Raw genomic sequence first — 14951 nt, 5'->3', positions numbered from 1 at the left:
CTGGCCGGGTAGAATACTCGGTGGATCCACCCGCCTCGACACGAGAGGGGTGACGCATGCGCATCACCGCTGTGAAGGTAACCGTGGTCGCCGTGCCGGATCTCCCGCTGCGGAACGTGATCGGCTGCCATCAGCCGTATGCGCTTCGCAACGTCATCCAGGTGCGCAGCGACGACGGCTTGACCGGGCTGGGGGAGATGCCCGGCGGCACGCAGGCGCAGGTCGAGCTCGAAGAGGCGGCGGCGCATCTGATCGGCATGGACCCCTTCCGCCGGGAACACCTCCGGACGCTCTTTCCGGGTCGCCCGCGAGTGCAGAGCGCTTTTGAGTTGCCCTGCCTCGATCTGGCGGCGCGGGCCGTGGGACGTCCCGTCGCAGACCTGCTCGGCGGGGCCGTCCGGGATCGCGTGCCGATGTCGGCGTACCTCTTCTTCAAGTTCGCCACCCCGGACGACTGGTTGGACACACCCGCCGGGAGGCCAACGCCCCGCGCCCCGTTGGGCATGCACGGCTGGGGCGACGCCGTGGCCACTCCTGAGGCGATGGTCGCCGAGGCCGAGGAGTTCGTGCGGCGCTACGGGTTCCGCGTGCTCAAGCTCAAAGGCGGCGTGTTGTCGCCCGAAGAGGAAGTTGAGGCGCTGCGCCTGCTGCGGGCGCGGTTTGGGGCCGCGTGCCGGCTCCGGATCGACCCGAACGGCGGCTGGTCGGTGCCGGAGGCCCTCCGCGTGCTCCCCGCGCTGCAGCAGATCGGGCTCGAGTACTACGAGGACCCGGTCACCGGCATGGACGCCATGGCTGAGGTGGCCGGGCACACGAACGTGCCGCTCGCGACCAACATGTGCGTGACCGGGTTTGCGGACCTGCCCGCCGCCGCATCGCGGCGGCCCGTACAGGTGATTCTGGCCGATCACCACTGGTGGGGCGGGCTGGACGCGCTCCGGCTTCTCGGCCGAGTGTGCGAGATCTTTGGCTTTGGGCTCTCGCAGCACTCCAACACGCACCTCGGCATCTCGCTCGCCGCGATGGTGCATGCGGCCGCGACGATCCCGCACCTCAACTACGCCAGCGATACGCACTACCCGTGGCAGCAGGGGTGGGACATCGTGAACGAGCCGTTCGAGTTCCATGTGGACGACGGGTCAGTGTCGATGCCCAGCGGCCCCGGTCTGGGTGTCACCGTGAACGAAGACGCCCTGCAACGCCTGGCGGAGATCGCCCGCGTGATCCCCGCCGACCGTCGTGATGACGAAACCGTGATGCGGCGGTGGTTCCCCGAGTGGAGACCCCGAGGGGACACCGGCGTAATGCGAGGCCTCATCACGTAGGGGGCCGACGGCCTCGGCCGCGGTTCCGGAGGGCGGGTCCGCGCTCTCGTCGAAGGCACGCGCGGGGTGGTCACGCACCCATCACCGCCACGGACCGCCCGTACGCGGATCCCGACGCACGCCGGAGGAGAGCATGGCGCAACGGCTACAGATGGCTCCCGTATTCGACCACATCGACCGGCATCAACCCCAGCATCTTGATCGCCTCTTGGAGCTGATCCGCGTGCCGAGCATCTCCGCGGAGAACCGGGGTATGACCGAGTGCGCGGAACTACTGGCTTCCTATTACCGCGGCCTCGGATGCCAGCGCGTCGAGATCGTTCCGACGAAGGGCCAGCCGGTCGTGTACGCAGAGTACCGCGCCGGGAAACCGGTGACGCTGCTCGTGTACTTCATGTACGATGTCAAGCAGATCACCGGCGAGGAGTGGACGCTTGTTCGCGATCCGTTTGATCCGCAGGTCGTGGAGCGGTCCCCGTTCCGGCGATGCCTCGTCGGCCGGGGCGCCGTCAACCAGAAAGGACCGCTCGGCGCGTTTCTGAACGCGGTCGAGTCGATTCGCGCCACCGGACAGGAACTTCCGGTCAACCTCAAGTTCATCAGCGACGGCGAAGAGGAGATCGGAAGCCCGCGCCTGGTCGACTTCGCGACCGCCTACGTGGACCGGCTGAGAGACGCCCAGGCCGCGATTTTCCCCACCGCGTCGCAAAACCTCAAGGGCGTGCCGATGGTGGCGCTGGGGTGCAAGGGCAGCGCGCCCTTCGAGCTGGAGTGCTCCGGCGCGTTGTGGGGGCGGGGTCCGAGGCGATTCGACATCCACAGCAGCAACGCGGCGATGGTCGATCACCCCGCGTGGCGCCTGATCCAGGCGCTCGCGACGATGACCGATCCCGCGCACCCCGATCGCATCACCATCGACGACTTCTACGACGACGTGTTGCCTCCGGCGGCGGACGACGTCGCGCTCGTCGACCGCATGGCGCCGAACTACGACGAGGAGAGCGCCAAGCAGGTGCTGGCGGTGGACCGTTTCATCGATGACGTACACGGCCGGGACGCATTGATGAAGCTGTTCTTCGCTCCCACGTTGAACATCCAAGGGATCGTCGGCGGGTACATCGGCCCCGACTTCAAAACGTCGATGCCGCATCGCGTGCGGGCCAAGTTCGAGTGCCGCCTCGTCCCGAACCAGACCTACCGGGGGGTACTCGACAAGGTGCGCCGACACCTGGATCGCCGCGGGTATCCGGACATCCAAATCGTGGCGGTGCGGGGCGGTCGGTCGGTCGAAGACGCCCGCAGCCACGAGTGGGCGCGGACGTCCCCGACATCGCCGTTTGTGGAGGCGCTCGTGCGCAGTTGCCGCCAGCGCGGCGCTGAACCGTTGATCGCGCCGACGAACGCCGGGAGCGCACCGTGGCACGTGTTCACGAAGCGACCGCTTCAGATCCCGTTGCTGCCGGTCGGTTTGAACCATGGGGGACGGGCGCATTCTCCCGATGAGTACCTGGTGATCGAGGGCAACGACCAGGTGAAGGGGCTCGCCGAGTTCGAGAAGTCGTTCGTCGCAGCGCTCGACGAGATGGCGGCGGTCGGTTAGTTGCGACGGGAGGACACCGGGCGGCGTCGGGTGCGCCGCGCAGTGCGCGCGCAGGAACGGGCGGGTCGATGGTGTCTCGCGGCGTGACCGGACGCGCCGGTCTCGTCGATTCCACGCGCGGCTCGCCCCGCGGCCTCTGCGGGACCGTGAAGGTGCTCGTGCTCGGCGTCCTGTGCCTCGGGGTCGTGGCGGCCCCGGCGCAGGGGGGACCGGCGGACCCCGCCGATGCGGTGGTTCAACTCATCGCCGTCGATACCCGCACGAACAGTGGGAATCCTGTCGGGGCCGCGTTTTTCGTCTCGTCGAGCGGCACGGCGCTCACGAGCAGCCACGTCGTGTCCGCGCCGCTCCGCGACCCCGGATCCTCCCGCCTGCTGGCGATCGTGGGCACGGAGTTCTATGCTGCTGACGTCGTATGCGCGAGCCCGCTGCCGCCGGGTGTGGCCACGTCAATCGTTCCGTTCGGTTGGGACGTCGCTGAACTCCGGGTTCGCCCGTCGGACTTCCCGTTTCGCACGTGGGATCATCACTTCGCCACCGGCGCTGTGGTTGCGTGGGCGGTCGCGCACACCGGCCCGCTCCCGAGGTTTCCGATTGCACCGATCGCCGGTCGTCCGGCCATCGGCGCGGCCGTATCCGTGACCGCGCACGAATTTGTCGGACCGCTCTCCCAGCGGCGAACCGTCGTCGGCCACGTACGCCAGATGCGCGCCGCGGGCGACGGCACCGGCGTCTTCCAGATCGAGTTCGCGAGCCCGCTCGACCCCGAGGATTCCGGATCACCAGTGTTCGACGCGCAGGCGCAAGTGATCGGGCTGTGGACGTGGGGGAACCCCGATCAACCGAGCGTCGGGTGGGCGCAGGACGGAACCGTGCTCACGAAGCCTTGCCGATAGCCGACACGCGCGCGACGCGGGAGGACGTCACAGGTCGACCGGCCCGTCTCTCTTGGACGGTCCCGTAGTGTCGTTTGGCGCAGTCGGTCGAGCAGAACTCATCCCCGTGCTGAACGGCGAGCGGCGGCTTCTTTCGGCCGCATGCCTTGCAGCGTTTCTGCGACATGTCGTTCCCTCCATCGCCCGCGCGTGCCGCGGGCCGTGCCCCGCCAACTCCGGGGGCGCGTGTGTTTCATGCCCGTTCGGGGGCGTCGCTAGACGCGGCGCCTTCGGCCGGCCCGGGACGGTCGGCGGCCCGGTCGCGGCAGATCTACCCGCCGCCGACGCCGAACAACGGCGCGCCGAGGGCTCCGGCGTCCACCTCGATGCCGAGCCCGGGTGCATCCGACGTCACCCCGAACCCTGCCTGCGATCGTGGGTGGTGACCGGCGACGTGCTCGCGAACCCAATCGTTCATGAATGACGTGGTGAAGAGCAACTCGGGACGGGTACTGCCGGCCAGGTGGCTCGTCGCCGCCGTGACGATGTCGCCGCCCCACATGTCTTCGATGGTCACACGGATGCCGAGCGACTCGGCGAGGTCACGGATCAGCCTCGCGCGGGCGAGGCCCCCCACTTTGGCGATCTTCAGGTTGATCGCCTCCATGCCGCCGGCGCCAGCGGCGCGGAGGAACGACGCGACATCCGTAATTACCTCGTCGAGGACCATCGGGAGCGTCGTGTGCCGCCTCACGTGGAGACATTCTTCGAGGGTTGCGCACGGCTGCTCGAGGTAGAGACGGGGTAGGGGGGTGAGAAGGCGCGCCGCGACGATCGCGTCCTGCAACGTCCACCCTCCGTTGGCGTCCGCGATCACGATGTCCGCGCCGTCCGTCGCGCCAAGCACGCGCTCCACGCGGTCCCGATCGGCGGAGGGGTCACCGCCGATCTTCAGTTGGAACCGGTGGATGCCCTCCGCCCGGCGAGCGCGGACGTAGTCGGCCATCTCGTCGGGCGATCCCAGGGGAACGGCGATGTACAGGGGATAACGCGTCTGCCGCCGGCCGCCGAGGAGCGTCGCGACGGAGCACCCGACGGCTTTGCCGAAGACGTCCCAACAGGCCATGTCGATCGGGCTCTTGGCGTAGGCATGACCCCGCAGGGCAGCGTCCATCGCATCGTGCACGCCCCCGAGGTTGGTCGGATCAAGACCCAGCACGGCCGGGGCCAGCTCGCGGAGCGCTGTCCGCGCGCCTTCCGCGAACGCCGGCAGGTACGTGGCGCCGAGCGGGCAGACCTCGCCCCATCCGGTCAGTCCGTCGTCGGCCGTGATCCGCACGACCGTGCTCGGCAGGGCCGTCACGACTCTGCCGCCCGACATCACGTAGCTGCCGTGAACGTAGTGGAGCGCGTAGCCGAAGATCTCGACGCGCACGATCCTCATGCAACCGCTCGCCGACCGTGCGCGCGCTCAGCACCCATCGGTCACGCCCCATGGAATTGTCACGTGGCACCGTCCTCGTGTCCCGCCCGCTGGTGATGGCACGGTATACGGAGAGCGGGCCGGCCGGTCCTGCTGCGCGCGGCTTTTCCCGGCGGAAACGGCGTGTCGGCGGTGCGGCCGTCCCGACCGAGCCGGGCTGCGATACGGACGCGCCTACCGGGACCGGGTTTGTCGGTGCGGGGTGGGGTTCACCACCCGCCGATGAGCGGTGATGCCTCTAGTGACGCGCGGTCTCCCACGCTGTTTGAAGCGCGACGCCGGCCAGCGTCTCAGCTTCCTCGCGGGACTCGGCCTTGCCCATGCCCAAGAGTTCATAGCCGGACCCGCCAATCGGAAATCGCAAGACCTGCCAGTCCCAGGTGCCGTCTCCCTCGGCGTCCTTCTCTGCGGCGATACCGTATACCCAGTTGCCGTGCTTGAGGACTTCCTGAAACGGCTGCATCGCTGTCACCCCCAGGTGCGTCGTGCAGGCGTCCCGCAGGCGCGCTTGGCCGCATGCGGGACTCGGACACTGGGGGCCCTGGAACCTCTCGGGTCCAGGGCCCTCCCTGCACGGAACCGTTGCACGCTGCCTCCCCGTTAGTGCGTGGCCGCGTGAACAGCCACTGCGGTCACGGCAGCCCCGGCCAAGAACCATAAGACCAGCGGCATTGTCGTTCACTTCCCTTGTCGCGGCAGTTCCAGGTGATACGCAGCCGACTGCGTGTGATTGTTACCCAGCCGGGGGAGATCGCAAACCCTCGTGCGGTGTCCGGCGCGACGGCTACGGCCGGCGAAACACGACCGCATAGCTGTGGGGGCCGAGATCGACCGGCGTCTGCGGCGCCAGACCTGCCCTTTCGAGCCGCTCGCGGACGCGTTCGGCGGGGACCCGCACCTCGAGCGGAGGCCCGGCGGGCGTTTCGCGGGGCATCCAGTCGACGACCACGCCGAGGCCCCCGGGGCGCAGCGCGTGCCGGACATCGCGCAGAACCTCGTCCGGCGCTTCGAGCTCGTGTATCAGAAATGCGAGCAGGACACGATCGTACGTGGCTGCGGCGAGGGGGAGCCGTGACTCCTCCGACTGGACAAGGGCCACGTTGCGCACCCCGGCCGTGGCGACACGCGCGCGCAGCCGCGACAGCATCTCCGGCGCGATATCCAGCGCGACGACCCGGCCCGCCGGTTGCACCCGTTCCGCGATTGGGAGTGTGAAGTATCCGGGACCGCACCCCACGTCCGCGACGACGTGCCCGCGGCGCGGATCTAGGAGCGACAGGACGTGCTCCGGCGGATGCATGTCCGCTCGGGCGCTCGAGAGCAACCGTCCGGCGTTCGCGGGGTCGAACTTCCGGAACCGGTGGGTCACGACGCCCGGCCCCCCGCCGTGTGCTCAGCAGAGCGTGCGGGCACCCGCGCGGACCCGGGCCGGCTCAGCCGCGAGCGGGATGTCATCGGTCGGCGGCCGTCACGGCCTGGCGATCCTCGAGGAACCCTTGGACGGCCGCGACCAGGTGATCGGTTTCGGCGTCGCCGATCGGGAGCGAGAGCGCCATGAACCCGCGCCGCGCGAGGTACACGCCCCGCTCGAGCATGTCGAAGAAGAAAAGATCCCGAAGTCTTGCGTCGCCGGCCGCAGCGTCGGACGGCGTTCGGATCGCGCGGGCGGTGGCGTGCGCGGACATGAGGGACCCGATGCCGGTGAACTGGAGGCGCGCGCCTCGACGTCGGCACAGCGCGTTTAGGCGATCGCGCAGCACGTCGCCGCGCGCGTTGAGCGTACGCGCCGCGTCCGGCGTGAACACCCGCGTGAGGCCCGCGACGCCCGCCGACATCGTCAGGATGTTGTTGTTGAAGGTGCCGGCGTGGGGCAGCCCGTCCGGACGGCGGGGGTCGAACAACTCCATCACGTCGCGCCGGCCGCCGAATGCGCCGAACGACATCCCGCCGCCGATGTACTTTCCGAGCGTCGTCATGTCGGGGATGATGCCAAGCGCTTCCTGCCGCCCGCCGGGAGCGAGGCGCGACGTCATGACTTCATCGAAGATCAGCAGGGCGCCGTACTCACGGGCAGCCTGTCGCAGCGCCCGCAGGAACTCGGCCTCCGCGGGCACACAGCCGCCGGAGCCGAGCATCGGCTCGACCAGGATCGCGGCGATCTCGCGGGCGTGGGCGTCGATGAGGCGGCGGGTGCGTTCGACATCGTTGTACGCCGCGACGAGGAATTCGTGGGGCACGTTTACCGGCGACCCTCCGCCGGTGAACGTCAGGACCCCGCCATGATACGCGCCGTTGAACACCACGATCTTGCGGCGTTTCGTGAAGACGGTCGCGGCCGCGAGCGCCATGAGGTTCGCTTCCGTGCCGGAGTTCGTGAACCGGACCAGGTCGATCGACGGGAACCGGTCGCACACGATTCGGGCGAGCTCGGCCTCGAGCGGGTTGTGTCCCGACAGGTTGATGCCGCGTGTCAGCGCCGAGGCGATCGCGGCGAGAATCTCCGGATGGGAGTGGCCGTAGATCCCGGCGGTAAACTCACCCAGGAAGTCGATGTAGGCGTGCCCGTCCGCGTCCCAGAGGCGGCATCCCTCGCCTCGGGCGATGCTCAGCGGGAACGGATCGTAGTACAGCACGCTTCGCGTGTTGCCGCCCGGCATCGCGGCCGTGGCCGCGGCATAGCGCGCGCGGCTCTCCGGGTTCCGCGCGGAATAGGCCGCGGTGGCGTCGGCCAGCGCCCGGTCTACCGCGAGCGAAACGGGCGACGCAGCACGGGTATCCTGAACCATCTCGTCCTCCCTTCAATCCACGGCCCGGCGCCGCACAAGGTGGTCGGGGGACGGGCGGCGAGCCGCCGGCCGTCCCCACCCGATCGCTACTGGCCGGGCGCGCGGTACTTCACGGATCTTCCGCCGTGGTCGATGTCTTCGGGCGCGACGAGCACGATCGTGCGGACCCGGGCGGCGCCGCTCGCGGCAACGCGCATGGCCGCGTTCGCCGCGGCCGCGTTGTTCGGGAGATCGATGGTGATGAAGAAGTCGCTCCCCCCAAACGCATAATAGAACGATTCTAGTTTGCCGCCCGCGCTTTCCACGAGTTGTTGCACGGCGGCTCTCCGACCCGCGCCGCCCTCCTTCAACACTCCTCTTGCCCCCTCTGCGGTATACGAGCCGGTCCACAGGTACTTCGGCATACGGCCCCCCTCCAGGATTTGACATGGGGCGGATGGGACGTAGCGCCGTTCAACGCGATGATGAAGGCCGCGACGGGAACGTCCGACGTCGGTACCAGGATGGGCGTTCTACGTCGGACCGGTGGTCCCTCCGCCGCCACCGTGCGCTCGCGCGGCGCGCGCGGCTGGGGCGCTGCGGGTTTAGACGAACCTCCACACGTGGTACATGAAGTAATCGGCGAGGACGCGGGTGAGATAAACGATGAGTTTCATGAGGAGGTAACTGACGACCAAGAGCTTGAGGAAGTACTTGCCGATGATCTTCCACTCGGTACTGTGGAACGGGTGCGAAGGGGAGGGCGTCATGCGCTGCCGGCCGATGACCGCCGCGCTTCGTTCTCGACAACCTGGAGCATGTACTCGTGCGGCAGGAGCCCGGTTTCTCGGGCACGCTGTTTGTAGAAGTCGAGGGCCGGCGATGACAGGCGCAGCACCCGGAGCAGCTCACAGGAGTCTTCAAAGGCAACCCGCCGAGCCAGGCCTTCCGCGGTGGTGATGGTACGCCGCTCCGGTCCCGACCAATAAGCGTTGTCGGGCATCTTCCCCCCGCCTCTCAAGGCCTCATGAGGCTACTTACCGGGAGCGGCGCCACACGGGCGGCTTCCTCGGTGTGACTCTCCATGGCTCAAGGCCTCGTGAAGCCCGCGTGCAGCCCCCTACGGCTTCCGCGTCTTCTTCGCTTTGGCCCAGCGCGCCCGTGCCCCTTTTCTGCCGATCTCGGTCAGCCGTTTGGGGGACAACCGGGCCGCTCTCGCTTTTCCGCCTCTTCGGCCAAGGGCCACCGCTGCGGGATGCCTCTTCTTCGTCGCCACGCGCCTATTTTAGCCTAGCGCCAGGAATACGTCAACGATGAGTTTCCGGGCCGCGGAGCCACACGCGCACCGATACCTGGCGTAAGGCACCCGCCCCGACCGGTCTGAACGGGGACCGGTCGTCGCGGTGGGGTGCGGGCGGGGGCGCCTCGGCGATCGTCGGCGGCGGCCCGCGAGACCGGAAAGTGAGGCTACACTGTGGAATTCGTCGGCGCAACCACCAAGTCGCGAATACAGATCGTCGGCGGCTGCTTCCAGCAGAAGAGGATGATCTCGGCCAGTTGCTCGGCCGTCATGAAGTCGGGGTGTCCCAGCCGTTCTTGATACTGCGCGAAGCTGATGCCCATGTGGGCGTGGATGTTCGTTCGGATGTACCCCGGCGCGATGTTGATGAATCGAATCCCGGTCTTCGCGACGCTCTGGCGGAGCGATTCGGTGAGCGCTCGAACCGCGTGCTTCGACGCAGCGTAGGCGACGGCGGCGGGACCGACCTTGCGGTCGCTGATCGAGCTGATGTTGATGATCGTCCCGGCCCGCTGGGCGAGCATGCCCTTCAAGACGGCCTTGGTACCGTTCAACACACCTTTGAGGTTGACATCGATCTCCCGCGAGTAGCTCTCCGGGTCGACCTCGGTGAAGGCGCGGCCGTCCGCGACGCCGGCGTTGTTGACGAGGCAGCCCGCGGTGCCGTATCGGGACTCGGCGTTTCGCACAGCACCGTCGAGGGCGGCGTAGTCGGTGACGTCCACCTGCGCGTAGATGACCCGGTCCGACGGCAGTTCCGGCAGCGGCGTGATCCGTCGCGACACCAGGAGGAGCGGGTAGTCTTCGCGTCCAAACGCGATCGCCACCGCCTTGCCGATCCCGGAGCTCGCCCCGGTGACGATCACGAGCGGTTGCGGCATGACTCCCTCCCGCGCCGCGCGCGTACTGTCGCGGCGCCGCCGAGGGCAGTTCGACGAGACGAACGAGTGCCCCTGGGAGATCCCCCATCCGCTGGGGCTCGCGTCTGTCCGGGCCATGCGGCGACCGCCGTCCGCCGCTCCGGTTGGGCCGATACCGCCGGGGCCGAAGGCGTCGTGGCTCGCGCCCCGAGCAGCTCCGACACCGGCGCGACGGGCCGCCGTCGCGCCGCATGTCGTCCTCCGGCGTGCAAGTGGGCATCGTGTAAGAACGGCCGGGGATCTCGGTTCGCGGCCCATAGTGGGGCTGGGAGGCGCGGCGTGTCCAGACGGCTGCGCGGGTTGTCCCTCAGAACAAAAGTGGCGGCGGCGTGCCTCGTCTGCGTGCTGGTGGCGCTGGCGGGCACGGCGCTCGTGTATCGTTCTCTCGGCGTCAGTGCGGCGGCGGGGGCGCGCGTCGCGTACGTAAACCAGATCATCGAGGCGGCCAACCAAGCCATGAAGGCGGTGGTGGACGCTGAGACCGCGGAGCGCGGCTACCTCCTCTCGGGGAACCGGGGCTTCCTGCAGACCTACACCGAGGGTACGGAAGCGGTCGACGCCGCGCTCGGGGATCTGCGCCGGTTGACGCTCGTGCCTCAGCAGCGGACCCGCAACGACCAGATCCAAACGCTCTTCACCCGGTGGAAGGCCGAGGTCGCCGCGCCCGAGATCGCCGCGCGCCGGGAGGCGCCCCCGGGCCTCGCTCAGGCCGCGCAACGTGGCTACGTGCTGGTCCTCCAAATGCGGGAGACCGCGGGGGCGTATGCGGCGGGCCGGGACCCCAGGCTCTTTACGCAGTGGATCGCGGAGGCCTCGGATCTTCGAAACCGGCTCGAGACGCTGACGGTCATGGAGCAGTCCTCGACCCAGGTCGCCGCCTTGGGCCGAGCGTACGCGCTCGCGGATCAGGGCGCGCGGTTTGGCCCGGAGACCCCGGCCGCCAAGCTTGTGGAGATCGGCGTCCAGCTCGACCCAATCGTGAGCGCCATCCGGACGGATGCCATGGGGGCGGACGAGCGGCTCCGGCGGTTGACCGGGGCCGACAGCGGCCAGGCGATCGTCGACCAGATCCGCGCCGTCAATCTCGCGTTCGTGGACACCGCCCAGGCCACGCTGCGCGCCAACCTCGTGGCGACGCAGCGAACGGCGCGCGACGCCCGGATCGTGGCGACGGCCGTCCCGCTGGCGCTGGTGCTGCTGTTGATCGCGGCGATGGTGGCGGCAACGGGCGTCACTGCGTCGATCCACGAGGTCGCGGAGGCGGCGGCGGCCCTGGCCGGCGGCGACTTCTCGCGTCGTGTGCGCGCCGGCGGAACCGATGAACTCGGGGCGATGGCCCGCGCCTACAATGCGATGGCCGATCGCATGCGCGCGCAGTCGCAGGAGGGCAGCCTGCTTGGGCAGATGAGTGACCTGCTTCAGGCGAGCCTGTCGATCGACGAGGCGTGCGGCGTTATTGCTCGGACCGTGCCCCGACTGTTTCCCGGATGCGGAGGATCGATCTATCTGGTGAGTCCGTCCCGTGACCTGCTCGAGTCCGCGGTCTCTTGGGGCGGCGGCGGGGGCGGCGGGGCCACGGCTTTTGCCCTCGAGGACTGTTGGGCGCTGCGTCGCGGGCAACCACATTACTTCGGGCACGACTCAACCGACGCTCGCTGCCGCCACCTTGCAGACGCGCCGGCAGCCGCGTCGCTGTGCGTGTCGTTGATGGCCCAGGGCGACGCGAGCGGCGTGCTGTGTCTCGTGGACGGCGCGACCGCGCCGTCCCCACGGGTGTTCTCAGAGGACGAGATCCGGCTGGCGCGCACGGTCGCCGACCAGGTCGGGCTTGCCATCGCCAACCTGCGACTGCGGGACACGCTCCGCCACCAGTCGATTCGGGATCCGCTCACCGGCCTCTACAACCGTCGCTATCTCGAGGAAACGCTCGACCGCGAGCTTCGCCGGGCCGAACGAGCCGGCCAGTCGCTCGGTGTCCTCATGTTCGACATCGACCTGTTCAAGCAGTTCAACGACACGTTTGGGCACGAAGCCGGGGACGTCATGCTGCGCGAAGTCGGACGGTTGCTGCGGGACCGCTTCCGCCGCGAGGACATCGTCTGCCGGTACGGCGGAGAGGAGTTTGTCATCGTGCTTCCGAGCGCCACGCTGGACGAGACGATCAATCGCGCCCGAGAACTCGAGGACGCGGTGCGCTGGCTGGATGTGCGCCACCGCGGCCGGTCGCTTGGCGCGGTGACCCTGTCGCTCGGCGTCGCCGTGTTTCCAGACCATGGGCAGACGATCGAGAGCCTGCTCCGCGCCGCCGACGCGGCCTTGTATCGAGCCAAACAGACCGGCCGCGCGCGGGTCGAAGTCGCCGCCAGCTAGCGGTCGCCGCCCGGCGGCGGTGGTGACGCGTACCCGACGGGCCGCGGCCGCCGACGCGACGGAGGATCGCGCCCGGCGGGGGCGGAAGAACGCGGCGCGCACCGGCGTCCACGGCGCGTGGAGGCCGCGGACGGCGTCAGGCGCAGTCGGAGGAGCGGTGCGGCACCATGGGAAGACCTTGGTATAAGTCGCGATGGACGCGTGCCGGTGCCGTGGTGTGTCTCGCGGTGCTTGCGGTCGCCGCGGCGGTGCCATTTCTCGTTCCGATCGACCGAGTTCGCCCACTGGTGGTTCAACTGCTCGAAGGCGCCACCGGCCGCGACGTGCAAATCGATGGACTCCGGCTCTATGTGCTTCCCACGTTACACATCCACGCGGTAAATCTTAGGGTGACAAACCCGAAGGGCTTCCCCGAAGGGGACGCACTTGCCGTAAGGTCCGTCGATCTTGGAGTCGCCCTTCCGGCGCTGCTGTCGCGACGGATCGAGGTGACGGGTGTTTCCCTGAGCGGCATCCGGCTCGCCCTGATCAGCGGCGCACACGGCCGGACCAATCTGGACCTGCCGGCCCCCTCACCGCGCGCCGCGACGAGGCGGGGTCCAGGATTGCTGTTTTCCCTCGGCCGTATCGACCGGATCTCCGTGACGGACCTTTCCCTCACGTCGGCGGCGATCGACCCCCGGCGCGGCCGCGCGATCCAGGCGTTTGCGCTGAGCGGGGTCAGCGCGCGGGTGACGTCGCTCGATCCGAGCGCGCCGGACTGGCCCCACCGGCTCCAGGTGGTTGTGGGCTTGAAAGGCGCGCGGCTCGATGTCTCCGCGCTGCTGAAACCGGTGCAGTTCCAGAGCGGGGAGATCCTCGTCAAGGGAGGCACGGCCCAGAGCACCTTCGCCGCGTCGCTCGACACCCTTCAACTGACCGGGCGCGCGACGATGGCCGCCTTCGATCCGTTGTCGGTGATGTTCAGCCTCGAGTTGCCTGACGTGGACGTGAACCGGCTGCAGCGATTGATGAGCAACGGGTCTGCCGCGACCGTTGCGGCGGCGCCGGGACCGCGGCGCCTGCTGGCACGTGGAGACATCACCGTAAACCGGTTGGCGTTCTCCCCGTTCGAGGCCGAACACGTGCGCGGTCGGCTGAGCGTATACACGGACCGCGTCGCGGTCGATTCCTACGCGCTCTCAGCCTACGGTGGCACCGTCCAGGGGGCCGCCGCGGTGGACTATGCCGCGGCCGGGGCGCCGGCTTTCGTGACCGCGCGTGCACATGCAGTGGATCTAGCGAGGCTGGTGCGGGTTCTGGCATCCCGCACGGAGGTTGCGGGGTTGGTGGACGCCGACGTCAGGCTGACGACCGCCCTGGGGCGGGACCCGAGGGCGGCGCTCTCCGGCGGGGGTACTTTCGAGGTGGGCAGGCTCACGGTCCCTCCGCTGACGGTGTCCCAAGTCCGCGGCCGGCTGAGCGTGACGGGAAGCCGCCTGCGGGCGGATCCCTATGGGCTGTCGGCCTACGGCGGGACGGTGCAGGGCGCTGCCGCGCTCAACTACGCCGACCCCCAACTGCCGGTCGTCGCGACCGCGCAGGCGCGGGGCGTCGACGTAGCGGCGCTGGTTGGCGCCGTGGCCCCGGGGCCGTCGAGGATCACCGGCGCGTTGGAGGCGGCGTTCGGCCTCGCGACCGCGCTCGGGCGCGACCCCCTGGCGGCGTTGACCGCCAACGGGACCTTCGCGGTGCGCGACGGATCGTTTCCGGGGTTGGACCTCGGGGGGCGGCTGGGCGGTCTGGCCCGAATCACCCAGGCGCTGCAGCCCGGTGCCTCCTCAGGGGCGACGTCCTTTCGGTACGTAGGAGGGGACCTCCGGATCGCCGCGGAGCGCGGGAACAGCAATGCGCTCCGGCTGGACGCCGACGCGCTCAGTGGCACGGCGCATGGGAGCTTCGGCTTCGACAGGACACTGGACTACACGGGTACGGGCGTCCTCAACAGCCAAGGGTCTAGTGGATCCGCGCTGGGGCTGGCGCTCTCGCTGGCGGGGAAGGGGCTCGGGCAGGCGATTCCCGGAGCTGCAGGTACGACGGGCGCGCGTGTTCCGTTCAGGTTGCAGGGGACCTTTGACGATCCCAAGTTCTCGCTCGCCGGCACGCCCGAGTTGATCCGGAACCAGGCGCAACCGACGTCCCCCCAGCCGTCCCAACAGCCCCAACTGCCGCAGTTGCCGCAGCTGCCCGGTTTGCCGCCTAACCTCCTGAACATCTTCCACTGACGATGGCGGAGGCCGGGCTGTGCCGGTGCCGTCGGGACACGCCGGCACC

The 14951-nt window shown here is 69.1% G+C and carries 13 protein-coding genes; 5 read left to right on the top strand and 8 right to left on the bottom strand.

Features of this window, described 5'->3' with window-relative positions:
- Positions 1–56 precede the first annotated feature (56 nt).
- The 3 genes from VKZ50_13310 to VKZ50_13300 all read left to right on the top strand — a co-directional run bounded on the left by VKZ50_13310 (position 57) and on the right by VKZ50_13300 (position 3821).
- Positions 57–1325 carry an enolase C-terminal domain-like protein gene (locus VKZ50_13310; protein HLJ60698.1) on the top strand — a complete coding sequence of 423 codons (1269 nt, stop codon included), beginning with the start codon at positions 57–59 and terminating at the stop codon, positions 1323–1325.
- A gap of 133 nt (positions 1326–1458) precedes the next feature.
- Positions 1459–2925, top strand: coding sequence for a M20/M25/M40 family metallo-hydrolase (locus tag VKZ50_13305; protein ID HLJ60697.1), 1467 nt, complete (start codon positions 1459–1461; stop codon positions 2923–2925).
- Between the two features lie 68 nt (positions 2926–2993).
- Positions 2994–3821 (top strand): trypsin-like peptidase domain-containing protein, encoded by an 828-nt coding sequence (locus VKZ50_13300; protein HLJ60696.1) that lies wholly within the window; start codon positions 2994–2996, stop codon positions 3819–3821.
- Positions 3822–4131: 310 nt separating this feature from the next.
- Here the strand turns inward: VKZ50_13300 and VKZ50_13295 are convergent, their stop codons facing one another.
- From VKZ50_13295 to VKZ50_13260, 8 genes are all read right to left on the bottom strand, one after another.
- The gene (locus tag VKZ50_13295) at positions 4132–5244 is read right to left on the bottom strand and encodes a mandelate racemase/muconate lactonizing enzyme family protein (protein ID HLJ60695.1); all 1113 of its coding nucleotides are present in this window, start codon (positions 5242–5244) and stop codon (positions 4132–4134) included.
- A gap of 277 nt (positions 5245–5521) precedes the next feature.
- Positions 5522–5746, bottom strand: coding sequence for a hypothetical protein (locus tag VKZ50_13290; protein HLJ60694.1), 225 nt, complete (start codon positions 5744–5746; stop codon positions 5522–5524).
- Positions 5747–6067: 321 nt separating this feature from the next.
- A complete protein-coding gene (locus VKZ50_13285) occupies positions 6068–6652 on the bottom strand; it encodes a methyltransferase domain-containing protein (protein HLJ60693.1) in 585 nt (194 codons plus the stop codon).
- Between the two features lie 82 nt (positions 6653–6734).
- Positions 6735–8069, bottom strand: coding sequence for an aspartate aminotransferase family protein (locus tag VKZ50_13280; protein HLJ60692.1), 1335 nt, complete (start codon positions 8067–8069; stop codon positions 6735–6737).
- An 86-nt stretch (positions 8070–8155) separates the two neighbouring features.
- On the bottom strand, positions 8156–8473 hold the full coding sequence (locus VKZ50_13275; GenBank protein ID HLJ60691.1) for a GYD domain-containing protein: 318 nt from the start codon (positions 8471–8473) through the stop codon (positions 8156–8158).
- 180 nt (positions 8474–8653) lie between these two features.
- Complete coding sequence (locus VKZ50_13270; GenBank protein HLJ60690.1) at positions 8654–8818, bottom strand: hypothetical protein; 165 nt, start codon at positions 8816–8818, stop codon at positions 8654–8656.
- Positions 8815–9051, bottom strand: a complete 237-nt coding sequence (locus tag VKZ50_13265) for a hypothetical protein (protein HLJ60689.1) — start codon at positions 9049–9051, stop codon at positions 8815–8817. Before VKZ50_13265 ends, VKZ50_13270 begins: the two co-directional genes overlap by 4 nt.
- Before the next feature lie 464 nt (positions 9052–9515).
- Positions 9516–10229, bottom strand: coding sequence for an SDR family oxidoreductase (locus tag VKZ50_13260; protein ID HLJ60688.1), 714 nt, complete (start codon positions 10227–10229; stop codon positions 9516–9518).
- A gap of 318 nt (positions 10230–10547) precedes the next feature.
- Here VKZ50_13260 and VKZ50_13255 point away from each other — a divergent pair, with 318 nt between their 5' ends.
- Positions 10548–12638 (top strand): diguanylate cyclase, encoded by a 2091-nt coding sequence (locus tag VKZ50_13255; GenBank protein ID HLJ60687.1) that lies wholly within the window; start codon positions 10548–10550, stop codon positions 12636–12638.
- Positions 12639–12805: 167 nt separating this feature from the next.
- A complete protein-coding gene (locus VKZ50_13250) occupies positions 12806–14902 on the top strand; it encodes an AsmA family protein (GenBank protein ID HLJ60686.1) in 2097 nt (698 codons plus the stop codon).
- The last annotated feature ends 49 nt before the right edge of the window (positions 14903–14951 follow it).

The sequence above is a fragment of the bacterium genome (assembly GCA_035295165.1).
Taxonomy (GTDB): domain Bacteria; phylum Sysuimicrobiota; class Sysuimicrobiia; order Sysuimicrobiales; family Segetimicrobiaceae; genus JAJPIA01.
This window is presented reverse-complemented; position numbering and strand designations above follow the sequence as displayed.